24 protein-coding genes are annotated in these 21,725 nt (G+C 64.8%); 10 read left to right on the forward strand and 14 right to left on the reverse strand.

Annotated elements, in window-relative coordinates:
- Positions 1-47: 47 nt before the first annotated feature.
- The 10 genes from CDQ92_RS17805 to CDQ92_RS17845 all read right to left on the reverse strand — a co-directional run bounded on the left by CDQ92_RS17805 (position 48) and on the right by CDQ92_RS17845 (position 8,531).
- A complete protein-coding gene (locus CDQ92_RS17805) occupies positions 48-1,688 on the reverse strand; it encodes a cation:proton antiporter domain-containing protein (RefSeq protein WP_088443148.1) in 1,641 nt (546 codons plus the stop codon).
- A 67-nt stretch (positions 1,689-1,755) separates the two neighbouring features.
- The gene (gene arsB, locus CDQ92_RS17810; RefSeq protein ID WP_088443151.1) at positions 1,756-2,811 is read right to left on the reverse strand and encodes an ACR3 family arsenite efflux transporter; all 1,056 of its coding nucleotides are present in this window, start codon (positions 2,809-2,811) and stop codon (positions 1,756-1,758) included.
- Positions 2,812-2,846: 35 nt separating this feature from the next.
- On the reverse strand, positions 2,847-3,356 hold the full coding sequence (locus CDQ92_RS17815; protein ID WP_188682395.1) for an arsenate reductase ArsC: 510 nt from the start codon (positions 3,354-3,356) through the stop codon (positions 2,847-2,849).
- Position 3,357: 1 nt separating this feature from the next.
- On the reverse strand, positions 3,358-3,837 hold the full coding sequence (locus CDQ92_RS17820; protein ID WP_088443154.1) for an ArsI/CadI family heavy metal resistance metalloenzyme: 480 nt from the start codon (positions 3,835-3,837) through the stop codon (positions 3,358-3,360).
- Entirely contained in the window at positions 3,834-4,178 is a 345-nt protein-coding gene (locus CDQ92_RS17825; protein ID WP_088443157.1) for an ArsR/SmtB family transcription factor, read from the reverse strand. Before CDQ92_RS17825 ends, CDQ92_RS17820 begins: the two co-directional genes overlap by 4 nt.
- Before the next feature lie 109 nt (positions 4,179-4,287).
- Positions 4,288-6,102: an ABCB family ABC transporter ATP-binding protein/permease gene (locus CDQ92_RS17830; RefSeq protein ID WP_088443159.1), complete on the reverse strand. Its 1,815-nt coding sequence runs from the start codon at positions 6,100-6,102 to the stop codon at positions 4,288-4,290.
- Positions 6,103-6,427: 325 nt separating this feature from the next.
- Positions 6,428-6,577, reverse strand: a complete 150-nt coding sequence (locus CDQ92_RS21235) for a hypothetical protein (protein WP_158213887.1) — start codon at positions 6,575-6,577, stop codon at positions 6,428-6,430.
- A gap of 104 nt (positions 6,578-6,681) precedes the next feature.
- On the reverse strand, positions 6,682-7,260 hold the full coding sequence (locus CDQ92_RS17835) for an LptA/OstA family protein (RefSeq protein WP_088443162.1): 579 nt from the start codon (positions 7,258-7,260) through the stop codon (positions 6,682-6,684).
- Complete coding sequence (gene lptC / locus CDQ92_RS17840) at positions 7,257-7,895, reverse strand: LPS export ABC transporter periplasmic protein LptC (protein WP_088443165.1); 639 nt, start codon at positions 7,893-7,895, stop codon at positions 7,257-7,259. The genes CDQ92_RS17835 and lptC overlap by 4 nt, the downstream gene beginning before the upstream one ends.
- A gap of 18 nt (positions 7,896-7,913) precedes the next feature.
- A complete protein-coding gene (locus CDQ92_RS17845) occupies positions 7,914-8,531 on the reverse strand; it encodes a ribonuclease D (RefSeq protein ID WP_088443168.1) in 618 nt (205 codons plus the stop codon).
- Between the two features lie 262 nt (positions 8,532-8,793).
- Here CDQ92_RS17845 and CDQ92_RS21855 point away from each other — a divergent pair, with 262 nt between their 5' ends.
- Both CDQ92_RS21855 and CDQ92_RS17855 read left to right on the forward strand, forming a co-directional pair.
- Entirely contained in the window at positions 8,794-9,594 is an 801-nt protein-coding gene (locus CDQ92_RS21855) for a cold-shock protein (protein WP_088443170.1), read from the forward strand.
- 96 nt (positions 9,595-9,690) lie between these two features.
- Complete coding sequence (locus tag CDQ92_RS17855) at positions 9,691-10,032, forward strand: hypothetical protein (protein WP_088443172.1); 342 nt, start codon at positions 9,691-9,693, stop codon at positions 10,030-10,032.
- 116 nt (positions 10,033-10,148) lie between these two features.
- On the opposite strand, the gene CDQ92_RS17860 is transcribed toward CDQ92_RS17855, so the two are convergent.
- The 4 genes from CDQ92_RS17860 to CDQ92_RS17875 all read right to left on the reverse strand — a co-directional run bounded on the left by CDQ92_RS17860 (position 10,149) and on the right by CDQ92_RS17875 (position 12,347).
- Positions 10,149-10,604 (reverse strand): Dps family protein, encoded by a 456-nt coding sequence (locus CDQ92_RS17860; protein WP_088443448.1) that lies wholly within the window; start codon positions 10,602-10,604, stop codon positions 10,149-10,151.
- Positions 10,605-10,719: 115 nt separating this feature from the next.
- A complete protein-coding gene (locus tag CDQ92_RS17865) occupies positions 10,720-11,289 on the reverse strand; it encodes a TMEM165/GDT1 family protein (protein ID WP_088443175.1) in 570 nt (189 codons plus the stop codon).
- A gap of 32 nt (positions 11,290-11,321) precedes the next feature.
- A complete protein-coding gene (locus CDQ92_RS17870) occupies positions 11,322-11,651 on the reverse strand; it encodes a hypothetical protein (protein ID WP_088443179.1) in 330 nt (109 codons plus the stop codon).
- A 51-nt stretch (positions 11,652-11,702) separates the two neighbouring features.
- Entirely contained in the window at positions 11,703-12,347 is a 645-nt protein-coding gene (locus CDQ92_RS17875; protein WP_088443182.1) for a GGDEF domain-containing protein, read from the reverse strand.
- A 207-nt stretch (positions 12,348-12,554) separates the two neighbouring features.
- Here CDQ92_RS17875 and purE point away from each other — a divergent pair, with 207 nt between their 5' ends.
- The 8 genes from purE (at position 12,555) to lspA (ending at position 21,723) form a co-directional block, all read left to right on the forward strand.
- Entirely contained in the window at positions 12,555-13,052 is a 498-nt protein-coding gene (purE, locus tag CDQ92_RS17880) for a 5-(carboxyamino)imidazole ribonucleotide mutase (RefSeq protein WP_088443451.1), read from the forward strand.
- Positions 13,052-14,131: a 5-(carboxyamino)imidazole ribonucleotide synthase gene (locus tag CDQ92_RS17885; RefSeq protein WP_088443185.1), complete on the forward strand. Its 1,080-nt coding sequence runs from the start codon at positions 13,052-13,054 to the stop codon at positions 14,129-14,131. The genes purE and CDQ92_RS17885 overlap by 1 nt, the downstream gene beginning before the upstream one ends.
- A complete protein-coding gene (locus tag CDQ92_RS17890) occupies positions 14,128-14,619 on the forward strand; it encodes a dihydrofolate reductase (protein WP_088443189.1) in 492 nt (163 codons plus the stop codon). Before CDQ92_RS17885 ends, CDQ92_RS17890 begins: the two co-directional genes overlap by 4 nt.
- 4 nt (positions 14,620-14,623) lie before the next feature.
- Positions 14,624-15,805 (forward strand): dipeptidase, encoded by a 1,182-nt coding sequence (locus tag CDQ92_RS17895; protein ID WP_088443193.1) that lies wholly within the window; start codon positions 14,624-14,626, stop codon positions 15,803-15,805.
- A gap of 118 nt (positions 15,806-15,923) precedes the next feature.
- Positions 15,924-16,850: a bifunctional riboflavin kinase/FAD synthetase gene (locus tag CDQ92_RS17900; RefSeq protein WP_088443194.1), complete on the forward strand. Its 927-nt coding sequence runs from the start codon at positions 15,924-15,926 to the stop codon at positions 16,848-16,850.
- Between the two features lie 204 nt (positions 16,851-17,054).
- Positions 17,055-18,104: a glycerophosphodiester phosphodiesterase family protein gene (locus CDQ92_RS17910; RefSeq protein ID WP_088443199.1), complete on the forward strand. Its 1,050-nt coding sequence runs from the start codon at positions 17,055-17,057 to the stop codon at positions 18,102-18,104.
- A 155-nt stretch (positions 18,105-18,259) separates the two neighbouring features.
- Positions 18,260-21,205 (forward strand): isoleucine--tRNA ligase, encoded by a 2,946-nt coding sequence (ileS, locus tag CDQ92_RS17915; protein WP_088443201.1) that lies wholly within the window; start codon positions 18,260-18,262, stop codon positions 21,203-21,205.
- Positions 21,202-21,723: a signal peptidase II gene (lspA, locus tag CDQ92_RS17920; protein WP_088443203.1), complete on the forward strand. Its 522-nt coding sequence runs from the start codon at positions 21,202-21,204 to the stop codon at positions 21,721-21,723. The genes ileS and lspA overlap by 4 nt, the downstream gene beginning before the upstream one ends.
- Positions 21,724-21,725 lie beyond the last annotated feature (2 nt).

The raw sequence follows: 21,725 nt of genomic DNA on the forward strand, positions 1-21,725 counted from the left end.
GCACCGGCTTTCCAGCGCCCCCCCGCCTTCACGGGGGCAACGCCAGGCTAAGCCCGCACCAGCATCGCCCGCTCCGCCATCCGCGATGCCGTCTCGCGCTCGGCCATCACGACATGGTCAGCGCCGCGTCGCACCAGATCGTCGACTTCTTCGTCCGAATGTGCGCGCGCGACGATCACCAGCTTCGGATTGATCGCCCGCGCCCGCCGCACGATCGCCCCCGCCTCGACGCCCTCGGGAATCGCGATCAGCAAGGTTGATGCGGTGTCGAGTCCCGCCTGCCGCAAAATGCTTTCCTTGGTCGCATCACCGACAATCACCGTCGCGCCCGCGGCGCGGGCGGCTGCCGCCATATCCTTTTGGTCCTCGATCACCGTCAACCCCTCGCCACGCCCGCAGATCAGGCCGCCGATATGGCTGCCGACGCGACCATAGCCAATCAGCACCACGCCCGCGTTGCACAGCGCGGCAGCCTCCTCGCTTGCCGTGTCGACCGGTTCGGGTCCCGCGTCGGCACGGATGCGCCGCACCGCCAGCGTAAACAGGATCGGGTTGACCAGGATCGACAGCAAGGCACCGGCCAGGATCAGGTCACGCCCCGTTTCGGGCAATACACCCAAGCCGACCCCCAGCCCCGCCAAAATGAACGAAAATTCGCCGATCTGCGCCAGGCTGACCGACACCGTCAGCGCCGTCTGCGACGTGTGACCAAAGGCGCGGACCAACGCAAAGGCGGCAAGCGATTTGCCGACGACGATGATCGCCACCGTCGCCAGCACTGGTCCCGGTTGCTCGACCAGCACATTGGGGTCGAACAACATGCCGACGGACACGAAGAACAGCACCGCGAACGCATCGCGCAGCGGCAGCGTCTCTTCGGCGGCGCGGCGGCTGAGCTGCGTTTCGCCGAGTATCATGCCCGCAAAAAACGCGCCTAACGCAAACGATACGTCGAAAATCACCGCGGCGCCGAATGCCACCCCCAGCGCGATCGCCAGCACCGCGAGCCGGAACAGCTCGCGCGATCCGGTATGCGCGGCCCAGTGCAGCACCCACGGCAGGATGCGGCGCGCGACCACGAACATGAAGGCGACGAAGCCGACGACCTTGAGCAGGACGATCGCCGCCGATTGGAGCAGTCCGGCGCTGCCGCCCTCATCGCCGCGATTGCCGAACATCGCGGGCAGCAGCACGAGCGCGAGCACCATCACCAGATCCTCGACGATCAGCCAGCCGACCGCGATCCGCCCCTTTTCGGTCTCGACCATATCCCGCGCCTGCAGCGCGCGCAGCAGCACGACGGTACTCGCGACCGACAGCGCCAGCCCGAACACGGCACTGCCCTCGATCGTCCAGCCGAGCCACAGCCCGAGCATGATCCCGAGCGCCCACGCCACCACAATTTGCGCAATCGCCCCCGGCACCGCGATCTTACGCACCGACAGCAGGTCTTTCATCGAAAAATGCAGGCCGACCCCGAACATCAGCAGGATGACGCCAATCTCGGCGAGCTGCATCGCCAGCCCGGTGTCGGCAACAAACCCCGGCGTGAACGGTCCGACCAGCACCCCGGCGAGCAAATAGCCCGCAATCGGCGAAATCCGCAGCCGGTGCGCCAGCGCCCCCATCAGGAACGCAACTCCAAGCCCGGCCACGATGGTACCGATCAGTGTGGTGTCATGCGGCATGGTTCATGCCTAGGGGGCGGGCACGCGGCGGGTCAACCCAACCCAATCAGTTTCGTTGTGAAAAGCCTCAGCTATCGCGCGGCACGCTTTCCGGAAACCAGCGCCGCCCGAACCAGAAGGCCAGGTTGACGAGCAGGATCAGTACCGGCACCTCGACCAGCGGGCCGATTACCGCGGCAAAGGCCACCGGTGACGCCAGCCCGAACGCCGCAATCGCGACCGCAATCGCCAGCTCGAAATTATTGCCCGCCGCGGTAAAGGCGACCGCGGTGGTGCGCGGATAATCGGCGTCAATCCACTTACCCATCGCAAAGCTGATCACAAATTGCAGGACAAAATAGATCGTCAGCGGCACCGCGATGCGCAGCGCGTCGAACGGCAGCGTCAGGATTTCGCCGCCCTTCAGGCTGAACATCGCCGCGATGGTGAACAGCAGCGCGACCAGCGTGATCGGCGCGATACGCGGCAGGAAGCGCCTTTCGTACCAATCTTCGCCCTTGGTCCGGACCAGCAGGGTACGGGTCAGGAACCCGGCGAGGAACGGGATGCCCAGATAGATCAGCACCGCCTCGGCAATCATCCAGGTATCGATCGCGATCAACTGGCCCTCCAGCCCGAGCAGCGGCGGCAGGAAGGTCAGGAAAAACCACGCATAGGCGCTGAAAAACAGGATCTGGAACAGCGAATTGAACGCGACCAGCGCCGCGACATATTGATTGTCGCCCTTCGCCAGCTGGTTCCAAACCAGCACCATCGCGATGCAGCGCGCCAGCCCGATCAGGATGACCCCGGTCATGTAAGCGGGCTCGTCGCGCAGGAAGGTCACCGCGAGCACGAACATCAGCACCGGCCCGATCAGCCAGTTCTGGACCAGCGACAGCATAAGCACCCGCCGATCCTCGAACACCTGCGGCAGCGCAGCGTATCGCACCCGCGCCAGCGGCGGGTACATCATCAGGATGAGGCCGATCGCGATCGGCAGGTTGGTCGTACCGACGCTCATCGCATCGATCCCCGCCGGCAGCGCTGGAAACAGCGTGCCCAGCGCGACGCCCAGCGCCATCGCAAGGAAAATCCACAGCGTCAGAAAGCGGTCGAGAAAGCCGAGGCGGCTGCGTTGCATGGGGTCGGTCCTTGGTTGGAAATCGGCGGGGGCAGTCAGGCCGCGCCCGCCATCGCGCCAATGGCGTTCAACGCATCGCGCCGCTCCGCCGGAGTCATGGCTTCGAGCGGCAGCGTCAACATCGCGCGCACCCGCAAATCGAGCAGGCGGTATGTTTCGGCAAAGGCCGCATCGACCGCCGCCTCGTCGCCTACGACATCGGCGGGATCGGGTAGCCCCCAATGCGCGCGCACCGGCGCGCCGATGAACAGCGGGCAGGTTTCGCCCGCCGCATTGCCGCACACGGTGATCGCAATGTCGATGCGCGGCGCATCGGGCGCCGCGAATTCGTCCCAGCTTTTCGAGCGGAAAGCCGAAATGTCATAGCCCTCGCGCTCCAGCAGGCGGAGAGCGCCGGGGTGCGGCACGCCTTTCGGCTGGCTGCCCGCGCTGAACGCGCGGACCCGGTCGGCGCCCTTGCGGGCGATCAGCGCTTCGCCCAAAATGCTGCGCGCCGAATTGCCGGTGCACAGCACCAATATGTTCAGCCCCTCCCCCACGGTCATGTCAGCAGCAGCCGACCTTGACGGGCGCGGCCTGCGGCATTGTCGGAACGCAGCACGCGCCCTCGGCGGCATTGTCCGACGCCAGCGGCGCAAAATCAGGGCTATCGCCATACACCGTCGATTCGCCATTGGTCAGGAAGGCTTCCCAGACGACGCCGTCGGGGTCGGCGATCCAGCTCTTTTCGGACTTGGCGTAACAGCAGGTCGTCGCGCCTTCCTCCAGCACCGGCGCCCCGGCATCTTTCAGACGCCCATAGACCGCCGCGAGCTCGGCTTCATCCTCGACCTGCAAGCCGACATGTTCGATCCCGCGATGCGCGCCCTCGCGCACTGAAATCGCGAAATTGATGCGCGGATCGTCGAGCATCCATTTGGCATAATCGGGCTTGGTCACGCTCGGCGGAGTGCCGAACAGCCCCGCGTAAAAGGCGATCGATTTGTCGAGGTCGCTGACCCCGACGTGCATGTGAAAACGGCTCATGCTGCAGTCCTTTCATTCTTGTCTTTGGTGTCACCGGGCGCGGCAGGCACGCACACCGCCCCGCCGCAACAATTTTCCATCAGAAAGCCGAGCAGCGCGGTCATCGCGCCATAGTCGGCGGTATAGATCAGCGACCGCCCGTCGCGCCGCTGCGCGATCAGGCCGGCGTTGGTCAGTTGCGCGAGGTGGAAGCTGAGCGACGACGCTGGCACCCCCAGCGACTCCGCAATCGCGCCCGCAGCCAGCCCATCCGGCCCCGCCTGCACCAGCAGCCGAAACAGCGCCAGTCGATGCTCCTGCGCCAGCGCGCTCAGCGCGCGAACAACCGTTTCCGACTCCATCGCCACCTCCGTGATTCGATGATTGTCGAAATATGGAAATTAGAATGAGGCGTCAACAGATATTTCGATAATATTCGAAATGATTTTGCGCCTCGTCATTGGGCCGGTCTTAAACGGTCCCCTCTTCCTTCTCCGCCTGCTGCCGCGCCCACATATCGGCGTAGAGCCCGCGCATCGCGAGCAGCTGGTCGTGCGTCCCCGTCTCCGCCACCCGGCCATGATCGAGCACGATGATCCGGTCCGCCCCAGTCACCGTCGACAGGCGGTGCGCGATCACCAAGGTCGTGCGGCGTTCGGCGATGCGTTCGAGCGTGTCCTGGATCGCCGCCTCGGTGCGGCTGTCGAGCGCGCTCGTCGCTTCGTCGAGGATTAGCACCGGCGGGTTCTTGAGCAACGTCCGCGCAATGGCGACGCGCTGTTTCTCGCCGCCCGACAGCTTGAGCCCGCGCTCGCCGACCTCGGTGTCGTACCCCTGCGGAAGGATGGCGATGAAGCCGTCGATTGCCGCACCTTCCGCCGCGGCCGCCACTTCGTCGGCGCCCGCGCCCTCGCGGCCATAGGCGATGTTGTAGCCAATGCTGTCGTTGAACAGCACCGTGTCCTGCGGCACGATGCCGATCGCGCCGCGCAGGCTGGCCTGCGTCACTGCGGCAATATCCTGCTCGTCGATCGTGATCCGCCCGCCCTGCGGGTCGTAGAAACGGAACAGCAGCCGCGCGATCGTCGATTTGCCCGCCCCCGACGGCCCGACGATCGCCAGCGTCTCGCCCGCGCCAACCGCGAAGCTGACGCCGTTCAGGATCGACCGGTCGGGCTCGTAACCAAACACGACATTGTCGAACGCCACCGCGCCGCCGTTGACCACCAGTGGCTCCGCGCCCGGCGCGTCAGAAATCTCCGGCGGAGTGTCGATCAGGCGGAACATCGCCTCCATGTCGATCAGCCCCTGGCGGATGACGCGATAGACCATGCCGAGCATGTCGAGCGGGCGGAACAGCTGCGCGAGCAAGGTGTTTACCAGCACCACGTCGCCGATCTTATATTCGCCCGTCGACCAGCCCCACACGGTGTAGGCCATGGCGCCCGCCAGCGCGGCGTTGGTGATCAGGCTCTGCCCGATGTTCAGCCAAGCCAGGCTATTCTCGCTCTTCACCGCGGCGCGCGCATAACGATCGGCAACGTCGCGGTAACGCGCCGCCTCGCGGTCTTCGGCGCCGAAATATTTGACCGTTTCGTAATTGAGCAGGCTGTCGACGCTGCGCCCGATGGTCAGCGTGTCGAGGTCGTTCATCTGCGTGCGCAGCGCGTTGCGCCAGTCGGTCACCTTGCGGGTAAAGATGATATAGACGACGACCATCAGCGCGGTCGCGCTGGCGAGACCGAAGCTGAATTTGGTCCAGAAGATGATCAGCACCGCGAGCAATTCGATGATCGTCGGCGCAATGTTGAACAACAGAAAATAGAGCATTGTGTCGATGCTCTTGGTCCCGCGCTCGATCACCTTGGTCACTTCGCCCGTCCGCCGCGCGAGGTGGAAGCGCAGACTCAGCGCGTGCAGGTGGCTGAAGGTCGCGATCGCCAGCTCACGCGTCGCATCCTGCCCGACGCGTTCGAACACGACGTTGCGCAAATTATCGAACAGCACCCCGGAAAATCGCGCGCCAGCGTAAGCGAGGACAAGGCCAATGGCGAGCGCGACGCCTTCTTCCATCCCCGGCACCATCGCGTCGATCGCGGCACCATAAAGGAAACCCATCGACAGCTGGACGCCCTTCGACGCCAGCACAATCAGCCCCGCCCCGGCGATGCGGACCTTGTGCCCCCTGTGCCCCGCAGGCCACAAATAGGGCAGGAAACGCCTCAGCGTATCGAGAACGGGCGGTTCTTTGGCCGCGTCGGCGGAAGTGAGGGTATCAGGCGGCATGCGCGCCCCATGTAGGGGCGCGGGGGCGGAAGGCCAAGCGGGCTTAATGACGACGGACTGGGTGATGCCTTCGTGCGCGGCGCCGATTTGATCTCACGCAATGGCGCAAAGCCGCAAAGAAGAAAGAAGAAGGAGACGCGCACAAAGACACAAAAGGGCTGCACCGGGTCGGCTGGCATCCGCCTGCCGCCGCAGGTACCCATCCAATTGCGCCTCGCGCTAGCCTCAGGCTGCGCCTGTGGCGCGCGCCGACCTCTTTGTGTCTTTGTGCGAGAATATCTCTCTCTTCTTCGCGCCTTTGCGCCTTTGCGTGAGATATTCTTTTCTAACGCCGCTCACCTGGGTTCACATGCCGCACGATCCGCTCGATCAGGCGCCGTTCTTCGGATGTCGGGGTCGGGATGATCGCCGCGGGCGGCTCAATACGGCGCCCGAACAGCGGGCGGCGCGGTGGAACAAGCGGGGAGAAGCGCATGGGGCGTACTTTCGTAACGCGGCGTCACCCCCCGGCACCGCACTGGTTCTGGTCCCTGCGCCCATGGTGAAGGCGCATGGTTGCAGAATGGTTTAAAGCGCTGGTTACTGATTTCTTTCCGGTACCGTGAAGGTGCCGGTGACGCGCCCGCCGGTGCCGCCTGCGATCGGATTGCCGTCGGGACCGCGCGCCGCGCCGCGCCCGTCGACGGTCGCGCGACCGCTGTTGAGGTCGATCACCATCCGCCCGCCGCGCAGATTATTGCCGCGCTGGCGGAGCTCGACATTGCCGACCATCGTGATCAGGCGGCGGTCGAGGTCATAGATCGCGACATTGCCCGACGCGCGCTCGTCACCCTTGGTCACCACCACGCCGCCGGTCGCGTCGAGCCGGTTCACGTCGGTGCCGCCCTGACGGCTATAGGCGACGGTCATCCGCGCCGCGGTCAAAGTCATGCCTGCCTGCGTCACACGGACATTGCCCGAAATCACGACCCGGTCGGCGCGATCCTGCACTTCGATGCTGTTCGCAGCAAAATCGACCGGGGCATTGCTGTTGTGATTGGCGAGCGCTTGTGCCTGCGCGGCGTCGCCGCCGGTACCGGTCGACAACAAAGCCAGGCTGGTGAATGCAAAGCCTGCACCGGCCAACGCCATGCTTTTCATGGTCCAAAGGCGGTTCATTTGATCACTCCCTGATTGATCCGCAGCCGCGCATTGCCCTGCAAGCGCACGATCCGTTGGTCGAGATCGGCGCGCAGCTGGTTGGCCGAAAAATTGCCGATGTTCAACGTCCCGTCGACGCCGCCCTGCCCGGTCAAGGTACGGGTCTTGAGGTCGATCGACACATTGCTGGCGTCAATGCGGTAACCGTTGGCGCCTTTGACCTGCACCAATCCCGGCACCGCGACCTTTTCGGTCTCCATATTATAGGCGCTGTCGCGGGCGACGATCGTCGCCGGTCCGTCGGTCAGGCGGATCGCCCCCGACAGGTCTGTCATCCGCACGATCGGTTCGGCCGAGCTTTTCTGCACCGCGCTGCCCGCGAGCAGCGCGAAGGGCTGGCCCTTGGCATCCTGGCCGCGATATTCGGCGCGGGTGACCTTCATCCGCTCGGTCGCCATATCGACCTTGTCCTTGGCGAGCAGGAAGCTGATTTCCGAACGCTGGGTAAAGGGCGAAAAGACCAGCACCGCGGCGACCACCCCGATCACAAGCGGCAGGCCGAAGCGCAGGATGCGCACGACGCGGTCGTGACTCGACCCGCTCGCCGCCCAGAGGCGGCGCATCGTGCGGTCAAGATCGGCGCGTTCGGACATGCTGCTGCGAATCGCCCCTCAGCTGTGCGCGAAAATATCGACCTCGGGCCACCCGGCCAGGTCGAGCGCGGCGCGCGTTGGCAGGAAATCGAAACAGGCCTGCGCCAATTCGGTGCGCCCCTCGCGCGCCAGCCGCATGTCGAGAATGTCTTTCATCGCGTGCAGGAAGCGCACGTCGCTCGCAGCATAATCGCGCTGCGCGTCGCTCAGTTCGGCAGCGCCCCAGTCGCTCGACTGCTGCTGTTTCGACACGTCCTGCCCCAGCAATTCGCGCACCAGTTCCTTGAGGCCGTGGCGGTCGGTGTAAGTGCGGATCAGCTTCGAGGCAATCTTGGTGCAATAGACGGGCGCGGTCACAACGCCGAGCGCCTGTTGCAAGGCCGCAATGTCGAACCGCGCAAAATGGAACAATTTCAACCTGTTAGGATCGGACAATATCGCCTTTAGCACCGGTGCGTCATAGAGGCTGCCAGGTGCAAAGCGGACGAGATGCTCGTCGCCCGAACCGTCGCTGATCTGCACCAGGCACAGCCGGTCACGCAGCGGGTTCAGGCCCATGGTTTCGGTGTCGACGGCGACGGCGCCAGGGCCCAGCGCGCCCGCGGGCAAATCTTCTTCGTGGAAATATACGGTCATCCGCTCGCCTTAGGCGAAGCGGCCTTGCCGCTCAATGACTGGTTTTCGCGGTCCCGGCCGGCACGCCGCCGCCATGGCAAAAACTCTGCGACAGACCGCATCGCCGTTTTGAATTTTCCGTTCGCAGATGAAAGCGCTTTAAGCTATATATTGCGTCGTTAGCGGCATGGGGCGAGTCTGTGCCCGTGGTGAAGTGCGTCCCCGTCCGACGCAAGGCGCCGATCGAATGGGGTATGGACGAACCGAAAGCGACTATTAGACAATGAGTTTCAACAAGGATCGCCGCGGCCAGCGGGGGCGCGGCAAGCGCGATGATTTCGGCAATTTCGACAGCTTCGAACCTGCACCTTATGGCGGCGACAGCTATGGCGGCGGTAACCGCGGTGGCGGTTTCGGCGACCGCCCCGGCGGCGGCTTCGGCGGTGGTGACCGCCCCGGCGGCGGCTTCGGCGGCGGTGATCGTGGTGGCGGCTTTGGCGGCGGTGATCGCGGCGGTGGCTTCGGCGGCGGACGCGGCGGCGGCATGCCGGCGCAGGTCGTTGGCGAAGGCAATGGCACCGTGAAATTCTTCAACGCGGCGAAGGGCTTCGGCTTTGTCGCGCGCGACGATGGCGGCGAAGATGTGTTCGTTCACATCAGCGCGGTCGAACAGGCAGGACTGCAGGGTCTCGCTTCGGGCCAGCCGCTCGGTTTCACCCTCGTCGAACGCAACGGCAAAGTGTCGGCGATCGATATCAAGATCGAGGGCGAGCCGATGCCGATCGAAGACAGCGGCCCGCGCCGCGACGATCGTGGCGCGCCCGGCGCGGCCCCCGGCGGTGCGCGCGGTCGGCGTCAGCTGACCGGCGAACGCACGTCGGGTACGGTCAAATTCTTCAACACGACGAAGGGCTTCGGCTTTATCGCGCGAGACGATGGACAGGCCGATGCCTTTGTCCACATCAGCGCGGTGCAGCGCGCCGGCATGACCGGCCTCGACGAAGGGGACCGCGTCGCCTTCGACATCGAAGTCGACGACCGCGGCAAGTTCGCCGCGGTGAACATTCAGCCGCATCAGGACTGATCGGCAGGACAGCAAAAAGGAAAAGGGCGGCTTTCGGGCCGCCCTTTTTATTTGGCAATCGACGCGCGCCCAATCTCCGGCAATTCAGGTAGCAGCATGGCCCGCAAACATTCGAAGCATGATCCCTATGGCGACCGGCATCGCGAGGACGAGGCTCCGGCGATCCCCGTGCCGCCGTGCTGGCTGTGCGCCCGGCCCACCGGCAAGACGATTGTCTGGCATCATCCCATACCCAAGAGCCGGGGCGGGCGCGACGTCGTGCCGATGCACCCCATTTGCCAGCAAACGCTGATCGCCAATTTCACCAATTCGGAACTGCAGCGTCATGGGATGGATGTCGAAGGCCTGCTCGCCAACCCCAATGTGCGCAAATTCGTGGATTGGGTGGCCAAAAAAGACCCCGATTTCAACGCAACCACGGCGAAGAAGCAGCGCTGAGCAGGCAGGACAACCGGAAAACGACAAGGGCGGCTCGGGGCCCGTGCCGTCGTCGGGCGACGTGTATATCCGCGTCACACCATATCACGCTCACGCCGTGAGCGATTTCGGCCGCCTCAATACCCCAGCGTCGCTTCCAGAAACCAGATCCGCTGCTGTGTCTCGTCAGCCCATCCATCGACCAGCCCGCTCGTCGCGATGTCGCCGTCGGCTTCGGCCGCCGCCTTCACTTCTTTGAGCTGTCCGAGCAACGTCTTGTTGTCGTCGGCCAACGCCCGGATCATCGCCTCGGCATCGGCGCCCGCCGCATCATCGTCGCGGATCGACGCCCGGCGGCCAATGTCGCCGATCGATTGCAGCGTCCGCGCGCCATTTTTGCGCACCCGCTCGGCGATCAGATCGGTGGTCGCGAAAATCTGCGCCGCCTGTTCGTCGAACAGCAGGTGGAGCTCGCGAAAGCGCGGCCCCTGGACGTGCCAATGATAGTTTTTGGTCTTCAAATAGAGCGCGAAACTGTCGGCGAGCAGCGCGTTGAGCGCATCGGCGACGGCGGGCTGGTTCTTCTGGGACATGAGAAATATCCTTTCTGCTTCGCCACCATATAGCGCGTCGCGACAAGTTTTGCCCATGAAAGCTGTCGGTCGCTGTCATCGACAAAAACGATGGTTCTGCGCAAGTTCGGAAGATTCAAGCGACCAAGCCAAATGCCCCCATCGCGGTGACAATGCCCCACATCGCCAAGATGGCCGCGCTGGCCCAGCGCAGCATATGCGCCGCGCGCCGATCGGCAAGCACCGGACCGAATGCCAGAAGCGGCAGCATCGCCAGCGTCCAGCCGACCAGTGCGCCTGCAGCGGCCCATTGCCCGGCGCCGCTCGTCGCCGCGAGCGCCCCGATCAGGAAATGGCTGCGGTCGCCAAACTGCGCGACCAGCATCCGTCCCGCCAGCATCGTCGGGGTCGCGGTCAGCACCTTGTCATCGAACAGCGAGGGCTGCCCGCGCCACAACAGCGCCCCGGCCGCCGACAGCATCGCCAGCGCCACGAGCAATGCTGCGACCCCCTGCCCGATCATCCGGTTCGCGATCGCCCCCGCTGTGGCGGCAATGATGGCGTTGATAAGGAAGGCGCCAAAGGCGATGCCGACGACCATTCGCCGGTCCGGCCGCGCGCTCAGCAGCCGCGACAGCAATATCCCGCTACGCCCGTCGGCATTGGCGAGCAGCACCGCCACCAGCGCAAGCATGATCGCATCCATGGAAACTGGTCTGGATCGTCAGACGGAGGCGGTCAATGCCCCAAGCGCATGGCGACCGAGGCCAGCCAGGCTTCGTGCGTGGCGGCGGGCAGCGGTCCGCGCGGCACGCTCGCAGCGTCGCTCATCGCATCGAGATAGGTCAGGATCGCGGCGCGATAGCCGCCGCCCGCGACCGCCGATTCGAGCCGGCTCGCCAGCGTTTCGACCGCGGCAAAGCCGTTGTCGCGCGCCAGACAGCGGATGTCGTCGATGCCCTGGACGATCTGCGCCAGCGCGCAATGCGGCAGCGCTTCGGCGAGTGCGCCGATCTGGCCGGTGATCCGGTCCTGAATGTCATGATATGGGTCGGCTTGGGTACGCATCACTCACCCCCTGTCCTTTGGGGACGATGCGCTCATTTGGTTAATGGTGGGTTAGCGGTGGCCGGGGGCCGAACCCTGCCCTTGCTTGTTGCGATACATATCGCGGTCGGCGGCGGCCAAAATGTCCGATTCGGTCATCCCCGACTGGAGCATCGCAATCCCGAAACAGGCGGACAGCGCGATCTGATGCCCGTCATAGTCGGCTGGCGCCGCGGTCAGCACATCGCCAAGCCGCGCGATCTGCGCGCGGGCGCCATCTTCGCACGACTGATCAAGGATCAGCCCGAATTCGTCACCGCCGATACGCGCAGCAACGTCGGTCGCGCGGATCGATTCGGCCAGCCGCTTGGCAATCTCCATCAGCGCAAAGTCGCCCGCGGCATGGCCAAAGCTGTCGTTGATCAATTTCAGCTGGTTGACGTCGACAAAGACGACCGCCGCGCGTTCGGCGTGGCGCTCGAACCGCGCCATCCGGTGATGGATGGCGGTCAGGAAATAGCGGCGGTTGAACAATGGGGTCAGCGTGTCGCGTTCGGACACGCGCTCCAGCTCGGCGACGGCGATCTTCAATACGCGGTTCTCGCGGCGCAGCGCGTCGCGTTCCCGGCGGATTTCCCGCAGCTGGTCTTCGATGGAGTCAACGGCGACGGAGCCGAACTGGTCGACCGCGATCCGTGCCCCCCCTACGCTATCCATTCAACGTCCCCGCACACGAACCTTAATCATCGGCCCAATGCCGACGGATATTGCGCGGCAACCCTAGCTGCGACTTGATACCAATCGGTAAACGCCCGAGTCAGTATCGCACAACGGGCGGCGTTGCCCGCGCACGGTGCAGTCGCTAGGGGAGGTGCGGCGGCGATTCACTTGGTGAACCGCAGCCGCTTTGTGGAGGGTTTGGTGATGGGCGACAGCGCGCCGCAGGTCGGGGTTATCATGGGCAGCCAGTCCGACTGGCCGACGATGGCGCATGCGGTCCAGATCCTCGAACAATTCGGCATCGCACACGAGGTGCAGATCGTCTCGGCCCACCGCACCCCCGACCGCCTGGTCGCTTATGCCAAAAGCGCTGCGGAGCGGGGGCTACAGGCAATCATCGCTGGTGCTGGCGGCGCGGCGCACCTGCCCGGCATGGTCGCCGCGATGACGCGGGTGCCGGTGCTCGGCGTTCCCGTCCAGTCGGCGGCGCTCAGCGGCATCGACAGTCTCTATTCGATCGTTCAGATGCCCGGCGGCGTCCCCGTCGCAACCTTTGCCATCGGCAAGGCGGGGGCAACCAACGCGGGCCTGTTCGCCGCCGCGCTGCTCGCCAACAATGACTCCGATCTGGCGCAAAAACTGGACACCTGGCGCGCCGAACAGACCAACAGCGTCGCCCCCCACCCCGTGCGCGAGGGCTGATCGCGTTGCTCGCACCCGGTTCGACGATCGGTATCCTGGGCGGCGGCCAGCTCGGCCGCATGCTCGCGGTCGCCGCGGCGCAGCTCGGATATCAGGTGCACAGCTACGCCCCCGAGCGTGAGAGTGTCGCGGCGCAGGTCGCGGCGCATCATGTCCAGGCGGCGTGGGACGACGAATCGCGACTCGCCGCCTTTGCCGCGGCGTGCGACAGGGTCACGATCGAGTTCGAAAACGTCCCCGTCGATACGGTGCGCTTCCTGTCGGGGCATGTCGCGGTGCGCCCCGGCGCGCAGGCGCTCGAAATCGCGCAGGACCGGCTGACCGAAAAGCAGTTCGTCACTGGACTCGGCGGCCGCCCCGCCCCCTTTGCCGCAGTTCCCGACCGCGCCGCGCTCGACACCGCGCTCGCCGCCATCGGCGCCCCCGCGATCCTGAAAACGTTGCGCATGGGCTATGATGGCAAGGGGCAGGCGCGCCTCGCCACCCCCGCCGACGCCGATGCGGCATGGGAGGCGATCGACCGCCACGCCGCGATCCTCGAAGGCTTCGTCACCTTCGCGCATGAATTTTCGGTGCTGCTGGTGCGCGGCATCGACGGCGAGACGCGCTTCTGGGACAGCAGCGTCAATGTCCACAAGGACGGAATTCTCGCGACCTCGGCGCTTCCCCCGCCGCAGATCATCCGCGACCAGCAGGATGAAGCGCGCGCGCTGATGGCGCGGATCGCCGACGATCTTGACTATGTCGGCGTCCTCACCGGCGAATTTTTCGCTTGCCAAGATGGCCCGATTTTCAACGAGATGGCACCCCGCGTCCACAACAGCGGCCATTGGACGATCGAAGGCGCGGTGGCCAGCCAGTTCGAAAACCATATCCGCGCCGTCGCGGGCCTTCCGCTCGGCAGCACCGCGACCACTGCACTCCCCGTCACCATGCGCAACCTGATCGGCTCCGATATCACCACCGTGCCTGCGCTGCTCGCCGACGGCGCGTGCCACGTTCACCATTATGGCAAGACCGACGTCCGCGCCGGCCGCAAGCTCGGCCACGCGACGTGGGTGGGAACCAACCCCGCATGAACCACCCCGAAATCACCCTGATCCTCGCGCGCGCCGCCAATGGCGTGATCGGCGCCGGCGGCAAGATGCCCTGGCATCTGCCCGCGGATCTCCGCCGATTCAAGCAGCTGACGATGGGGCGCCCGATGATCATGGGGCGCAAGACCTTCGACAGCCTGCCCGCGGTGCTCGAAGGGCGCCGCCATATCGTCCTCACCCGCGATGCCGACTGGCAGGATGAGGGCGCCGAACCCGTCGCGAGCGTCGAGGCGGCGCTGAAACGCGCCAACGCCCCGCATGTGATGGTGATCGGCGGCGCCGAAATCTATCGCCTGTTCCTGCCCCTCGCAGACCGCGTCGAACTGACCGAAGTCGGACTCGAACCCAAAGGCGACGCGGTGATCGATTACCCCGACCCCGCCGCGTGGCGCGAGGCGGCGCGCGAGGATCATCCCGCCGATGACGCCGGGCGCCCAGCGTACAGCTTCGTCACGCTGACAAGGGTTTAGACGCATGCGCCGCTGGCTGATCGCTATCCTGCTTGTTATCGCCCTCGTCGCGCTCGCCTTTTTCGCTTTCGCCCCGGGCATCATCGAGCGCGGCACCAACCAGATCGACGGCAAGCCGCTCCCCGCGGTCAGCGGACGCGCCAAGGCGCTGCACGCGACGCTGACCATCGTCGACCTGCACAGCGACACCTTGCTTTGGAAACGCGACATCCTCGACCGCGCGACACGCGGCCATATGGACCTGCCGCGACTCCGGGACGGCAATGTCGCGCTGCAGATCCTTGCCAGCACGACCAAATCGCCCAAGGGGCAGAATTACGACGCCAACAGCGGCGATACCGACAATATCACCAGTCTGGTGATCGCGCAGCTCCAGCCGGTCCGCACGTGGAACTCGCTGCTCGAACGCTCGCTCTGGCATGCCGAAAAGCTACACCGCGCGGTCGCGGCATCAGACGGCAAGCTGCGCGCGGTCGCCACCGCCGCCGATCTCGACGCGCTGCTTACGGCGCGCAAGGGCAAGCCGCTGACCACCGGCGCCCTGCTCAGCATCGAAGGCCTGCACCCGCTCGAAGGCAAGATCGCCAATCTCGACAAGCTCTACGCCGCGGGCTTCCGCATGGCGGGGCTCGCCCATTTCTTCGACAATGATCTCGCCGGATCGATGCACGGCCTCAAGAAAGGCGGACTAACGCCGTTCGGGCGGCAGGTCGTCTTGGCGATGGAGGCGAAGGGCATGATCGTCGACCTCGCGCATTGCAGCGAGGCGTGCGTCGCCGACATCCTCAGACTGGCGCGCCGCCCCGTGGTCTCCAGCCATGGCGGCGTGCAGGCGACGTGCAAGGTCAACCGCAACCTCAGCGACGAACAAATCCGCGGCGTCGCGGCGACCGGCGGCCTTGTCGGCATCGGCTATTGGGACGCCGCGATCTGCGACACCTCGCCCGCCAGCATCGCGAAGGCGATGAAGCATGTGCGCGACCTCGTCGGCATCGAGTATGTCGCGCTCGGCAGCGATTATGACGGCGCCACCACCGTCCGCTTTGATACGTCGAAGCTAGCGCAAGTGACGCAGGCGCTGATCGACGCGGGCTTCAGCGACGACGAAATCCGTGCCGCGATGGGCGGCAATGCGGTTCGTGTACTCAAGGCGGGGCTGGTCCCGCTGACGCCGCCAGCGCCATGAAGCGTGTCTTCCAGCCCGTTTGCCGTGAGCTTGTCGAAGGGCCGTTCTTTCGATTGGCTTCGCAAGAAAGAAGAACAGCGCTTCGACAAGCTCAGCACGAACGGAAGAGGGGGCGGAGATGATCCGCCTCGACGGCCACGCCCGCATCCCCGACCCGCTACGCGGCGGGGTCATCGCGCTCGGCAATTTCGACGGTTTCCACGCCGGGCATCAGGCGGTGGTCGGCCGCGCCGTCCGCCATGCCCGCGATGAAGGCCGCCCGGCGATCGTCGCGACCTTCGATCCGCATCCGGTGCGCTTTTTCAAGCCCGACGTCCCGCCCTTCCGCCTCACCACGCTCGACCAGCGCCAGGAATTGTTCGCCGCGGCGGGCGCCGACGCGATGCTCGTCCTGCCCTTCGACGCCGCGCTCGCGGGGACGACGGCGGAGGATTTCATCACCGGCCTGCTGCTGACACGCTACGGCGCCGCGGGGGTCGTCACAGGTAGCGACTTCGTCTTCGGAAAGGGCCGCGGCGGCGATGTCGTCACGCTGGCCGACCATGCCCGCCGCCTTGGCTTCTTCACCGAAATGGTCGCCCCGGTCGAGGACGATGCCGTCATCTCATCGAGCCGCATCCGCGAGGCGCTGCACGCGGGCGATTGCAAGACCGCCGCACGCCTGCTCACCCGCCCCTTCACCGTGCGCGGCCGCGTCGAGCATGGCGACAAGAACGGCCGCCTGCTCGGCTTTCCGACCGCCAATATCGACATGGGCAACTACCTCCGCCCGCGTTACGGCATCTACGCGGTGACCGGCCGCCTGCCCGACGGACGCGAACGCAAAGGCGCCGCGAACCTCGGCATCCGCCCCAGCTTCGACCCGCCAAAGGAATTGCTCGAACCGCATTTTTTCGATTTTGCCGAGGATCTTTATGGCCAGGAAATCGACGTCGCCTTCCACGCCTTCGTCCGGCCCGAGGCGAAATATGACAGCATGGACGCGCTGATGGCGCAGATTGCCAAGGATTGCGACGCCGCGAAGGCGCTGCTGGCCGGGGTTTAGAATGATGCGCGCGGCGGCGCCGAGGAAATCGGTTCACGCGGAGATGCGGAGCCGCGGAGAAGAAAGATTGGCGGCTTTGCCGCCCTTCTCCCGCTTCCTCTGCGAACTTTGCGTCTCTGCGCGAACCCGATCGTCTTTCTTCCTCCGCGACTCCGCGTCTCCGCGTGTTTTTGACCACGACTTTCTGGGGGTGATCGAAACACCGTGACCGAGGCAAACACCGACTGGGCCGACGCGCTCGAAGGCCCTGAGAAAAAGCCGATGAAGCGCCGCACCAAAATCGCGCTGTGGCTCTTCGCCGCGCTCATCGCTTGGCTCACCCTCAGCAACGCCAGCTGGCTCGCCCCCGCACCCGAAGGCAAACCCAAACTTATCGCCCACCGCGGCGTCTATCACCTCTATGACAAGCGCGCCGCAGTCGGCCGCGACACCTGCACCGCCGTTCACGCCTATCCGCCCGAACATGACGTGTTCGAAAACACCCCCGAGTCGATGCGCTGGGCGGTCGGGCTCGGCGCCAATATGGTCGAGATCGACGTCGCGCCGACGAAGGACGGCCGGATGGTGTTATTCCACGACTGGACCGTCGATTGCCGCACCGACGGCGAGGGCGAGACCCGCGACCTGACATTGGCCGAACTGAAAGCGCTCGACATCGGTTACGGCTACACCGCCGATGGCGGGAAAACCTTCCCGCTGCGCGGCAAGGGCGTGGGCAAGCTGCCGACCGTAGAGGAAGGACTCGCGGCGCTGCCCGTCCACCCGATCCTGTTCAACTTCAAATCGAAAAACCCGCGCGAGGCCGACCAGCTGTTCGCGATCCTCAAAGTCTCGGGCCGCGACAGCAAGAAACTCGGCGACGCCTTTTACGGCGCCGAACGTCCTGTCAAACGGATGCGCGAATTGCTCCCCGACAACTGGTCGTTCGACCTCAAGCGCGAGGCGCTGGCCTGCTCCAAGGAGTATGTGACCTACGGCTGGACCGGCATCGTCCCCGAAAGCTGCCGCAACGGCGTGATCGCGATCCCGATCAACTATCAATGGGCGTTCTCGGGCTGGCCCAACCGCCTGGTTGCCCGCATGGACAGCGTCGGCGCGCGCGTCATCGTCTTCGGCCCTTACGAAAGCGGCAAATCGAACGAAGGCCTCTCCACCCCCCAGCAACTCGCCAAAATCCCCGCCAGCTTCAACGGCTATATCTGGGTCGAAGACATCCGCGCGGTGGGCCCGGCGTTGCGGCCGCGGCAACGGTGAGTGATGGGCCCCGGCTTTCGCCGGGGAACAGTTTTGGCGTGAACCGTAATTGCTCCCCGGCGGAAGCCGGGGCCCATGCGGCACAAAATCACCTCAAACGGGACGCACCACTTAAAAGGTGAAAATCCCCTTTTGTTACGCTAAGCGCCGCCCCCATGACCGATACGCCCTCCGCCGCCGAAACGCGCGCCAAAGATACTGGCGATTACCGCGATACCGTCTTCCTGCCCAAGACCGACTTCCCGATGAAGGCCGGCCTGCCGCAGAAGGAGCCGCTGATTCTCGCCAAATGGCTCGAGGGCAATCTCGAAGGCCAGATTCGCGCCAGCCGCGCCGGCCGCGACCAGTTCATCCTCCACGACGGCCCGCCCTACGCCAATGGCGACATGCACATCGGCCATGCGCTCAACCATATCCTCAAGGACATGGTCGTCCGCACCCAGACGCTGAAGGGCAAGGATGCGCCTTACGTCCCCGGCTGGGACTGCCACGGCCTGCCGATCGAGTGGAAGGTCGAGGAGCAATATCGCAAGAAGAAGCTCAACAAGGACGAGGTTCCGGTCGAGGAATTCCGCGCCGAATGCCGCGCCTATGCCCAGCATTGGGTCGACACCCAGCGCGAGCAGCTCAAGCGCCTCGGTATCGGCGGCGACTGGGACCATCCCTATCTGACGATGGATTATGAGGCCGAAGCGACGATCGTCCGCGAACTGCTCAAATTCGCCGCCAACGACATGCTCTATCGCGGCGCCAAACCGGTGATGTGGTCGCCGGTCGAAAAGACCGCGCTCGCCGAGGCCGAGATCGAATATGAGGATATCGTCTCGACCCAGATCGATGTCGCGTTCGAGATCGTCGAGAGTCCCATCCCCGAGCTGGTCGGCGCGAAAGCGGTGATCTGGACGACAACGCCGTGGACGATCCCGGTCAACCAGGCTTTGGCCTATGGGCCGGATGTCGACTATGTTCTCGTAGAGGCCGCAACACAGAGCGAAGTGGACGAAGGCGCATCATTCCGCGAATTCTTGGTCGCCGAACCTCTACTCGGCGAGTTCATGCGCCGCGGTGGCTTCGTCCTTCAAACCAAGGTCAGCGACCCCATCAAAGGCGCCGACCTCGCCGGTACCATCGCCCGCCATCCGATGCACGCGCTCGGCGGCTTCTTCGCGCGCCCGCGCCCCTTCCTGCCCGGCGATTTCGTCACCACCGACAGCGGCACCGGGCTCGTCCATATGTCGCCCGACCATGGCGAGGATGATTTCGACCTCTGCAAGGCGAACGGCATCGACCCCGTGTTCGCGGTCGAGGGCGACGGCAAATATCGCGAGGACTGGGGTTGGCTGGGCGGTCAGGGATCTGTCATCAACCCCAAGTTCAATGCCCCCGACGGCCCGATCTGCACCGACCTGCGCGAAGCCGGTGGCCTGCTTGCGGCCTCGGCCGACTACAAGCACAGCTATCCGCACAGCTGGCGCTCGAAGGCGAAGGTCATCTATCGCTGCACCCCGCAATGGTTCGTACCGATGGACCGGGTGATGACCCACATCGAGCCCAAGACCCCGCGCGAAAAGCGCTGGGAGAATGAGGGCGGCGCAATCAACCCGCATGAAGAGGATCTCTGCGCCGCGCCGACGCTGCGGCAGGCAGCGATGCAGGCGATCGACGAGACGCGCTTCGTCCCCGAAAAGGGCCGCAACCGCATCAGCAGCATGGTCAAGGACCGCCCTGACTGGGTGCTGAGCCGCCAGCGCGCGTGGGGCGTGCCGATCACGCTGTTCGTCGACCGCAAGACCGGCCAATATCTTAACGACCCGATCGTCAACGACCGCATCGTCGCGGCGGTAAAGGCAGGCGGCGTCGACGCATGGAGCGACGCGCGCGCGCCGGAATATCTAGGCGACGCCTATGACGCCGCCGACTACGAACGCATCGTCGACATTCTCGACGTCTGGTTCGATTCGGGCTGCACCCACGCCTTCGTCCTGGAAAGCGGCCGCTGGCCCGCGCTCGTCCGCCACGACGGCGGCACTCACAGCGCCGACCTTTACCTCGAAGGCAGCGACCAGCATCGCGGCTGGTTCCAGTCGTCGCTGCTCGAAAGCTGCGGCACGCGCGGACAGGCGCCGTACAAGGCGGTGCTGACCCACGGCTTCACGATGGATTCCAAGGGCTTCAAAATGTCGAAGTCGCTCGGCAACACGATCAGCCCGATCGACCTGATGCGCGACTATGGCGCCGACATCCTGCGCCTGTGGGCATTGAGCGTCGATTTCACCGAAGACCACCGCATCGGCAAGGAAATCCTGACCGGAGTCGCCGACCAGTATCGCAAGCTGCGAAACACCTTCCGCTATCTCTTGGGCGCGCTCGAGGGCTTCACCGATGAAGAGCGTATCGAAGACGTGTCGAAGATGCCCGAGCTGGAGCGCTATATGCTCAATCAACTTGCGCATCTCGACCAGCATCTGCGCGAGGCGGTCGATGATTTCGACTTCAACAGCTATACGCGTCTGCTCGCCGATTTTTGCAACGAAGACCTATCGGCCTTCTACTTTGATATCCGCAAGGACCGACTCTATTGCGACATCAATCTCGCGACCGGGGTGCAAACTGCGGAGCGCGCCGCCTATCGCACGGTCCTAGACACGATTTTCCAAGCTCTCGTTCGCTATGCCGCGCCGGTCTTGGTGTTCACGAGCGAAGAGGTTTGGGGCACGCGCTATCCCGACGCATCATCGGTCCACTTGCTCGAGTGGCCGGAGCTTGACGTCGGTGCGCTTATCGACGGTGAACTCGCCGCCCGTTGGGACAAGGCCCGCGCGCATCGTGAAGTCGTGACGGCGGCCATCGAGCCGCTGCGCCGCGAAAAGATCGTTCGTTCGAGCCTCGAAGCGAAAGTTTCGATGCCAGCGGTACCAAATCTAAGCGAACAAGCCATGGCCGAAATCGCCATTACCGCTGCCGTTACCTACGGCGGCGAAAGCGTAACCGTCAGCCCCACCACCGACCACAAATGCGGCCGCTGCTGGCGTCACCTCCCCGAAGTTACCGAGGACGGCAACTTGTGCAATCGCTGCGAAACAGTATTGAAACCCGCATGACAAGCTCTCGTTCGCCGCACCTGCGTTTCGGCCTGTTGATTGCCGCCTTCGCCTTCCTGCTCGATCAGGTCACCAAATGGGTCATCATCACCCCGCTGTCGCTGGAAGCGAAGCGGGTGGTCGAGATCGTCGGCATCTTCGACCTTCGCTGGGCCGAAAATTGCGGCATTTCGCTCTCGATGTTCGCCAACTGCACCGATACGACGCGCTGGACGCTGGTGGCGGTCACCGCGCTGGTCGCGGGGGCGGTCGGCATCTGGATGACGCGCGAACAGGCAAGGGGCGACGTCATTGCGCTTGCGCTGATCCTGGGCGGCGCGCTCGGCAATATCGTCGACCGGGTGCGCTATGGCTATGTCGTCGATTTTGCCGACCTGCATTTTGGCGATTTCCGCCCCTTTATGATCTTTAACGTCGCCGATGCCTGCATCACGCTCGGGGTGCTTTTGCTGGTTGCGCGCGCGCTGCTCTTCGGCGAAAAGGCAGCCAGCACGGACGGTCAGCCGTCCACCGACTAAAC

Origin of the sequence: Sphingopyxis bauzanensis, assembly GCF_002205675.1 — a bacterium.
Lineage (GTDB): Bacteria > Pseudomonadota > Alphaproteobacteria > Sphingomonadales > Sphingomonadaceae > Sphingopyxis > Sphingopyxis bauzanensis.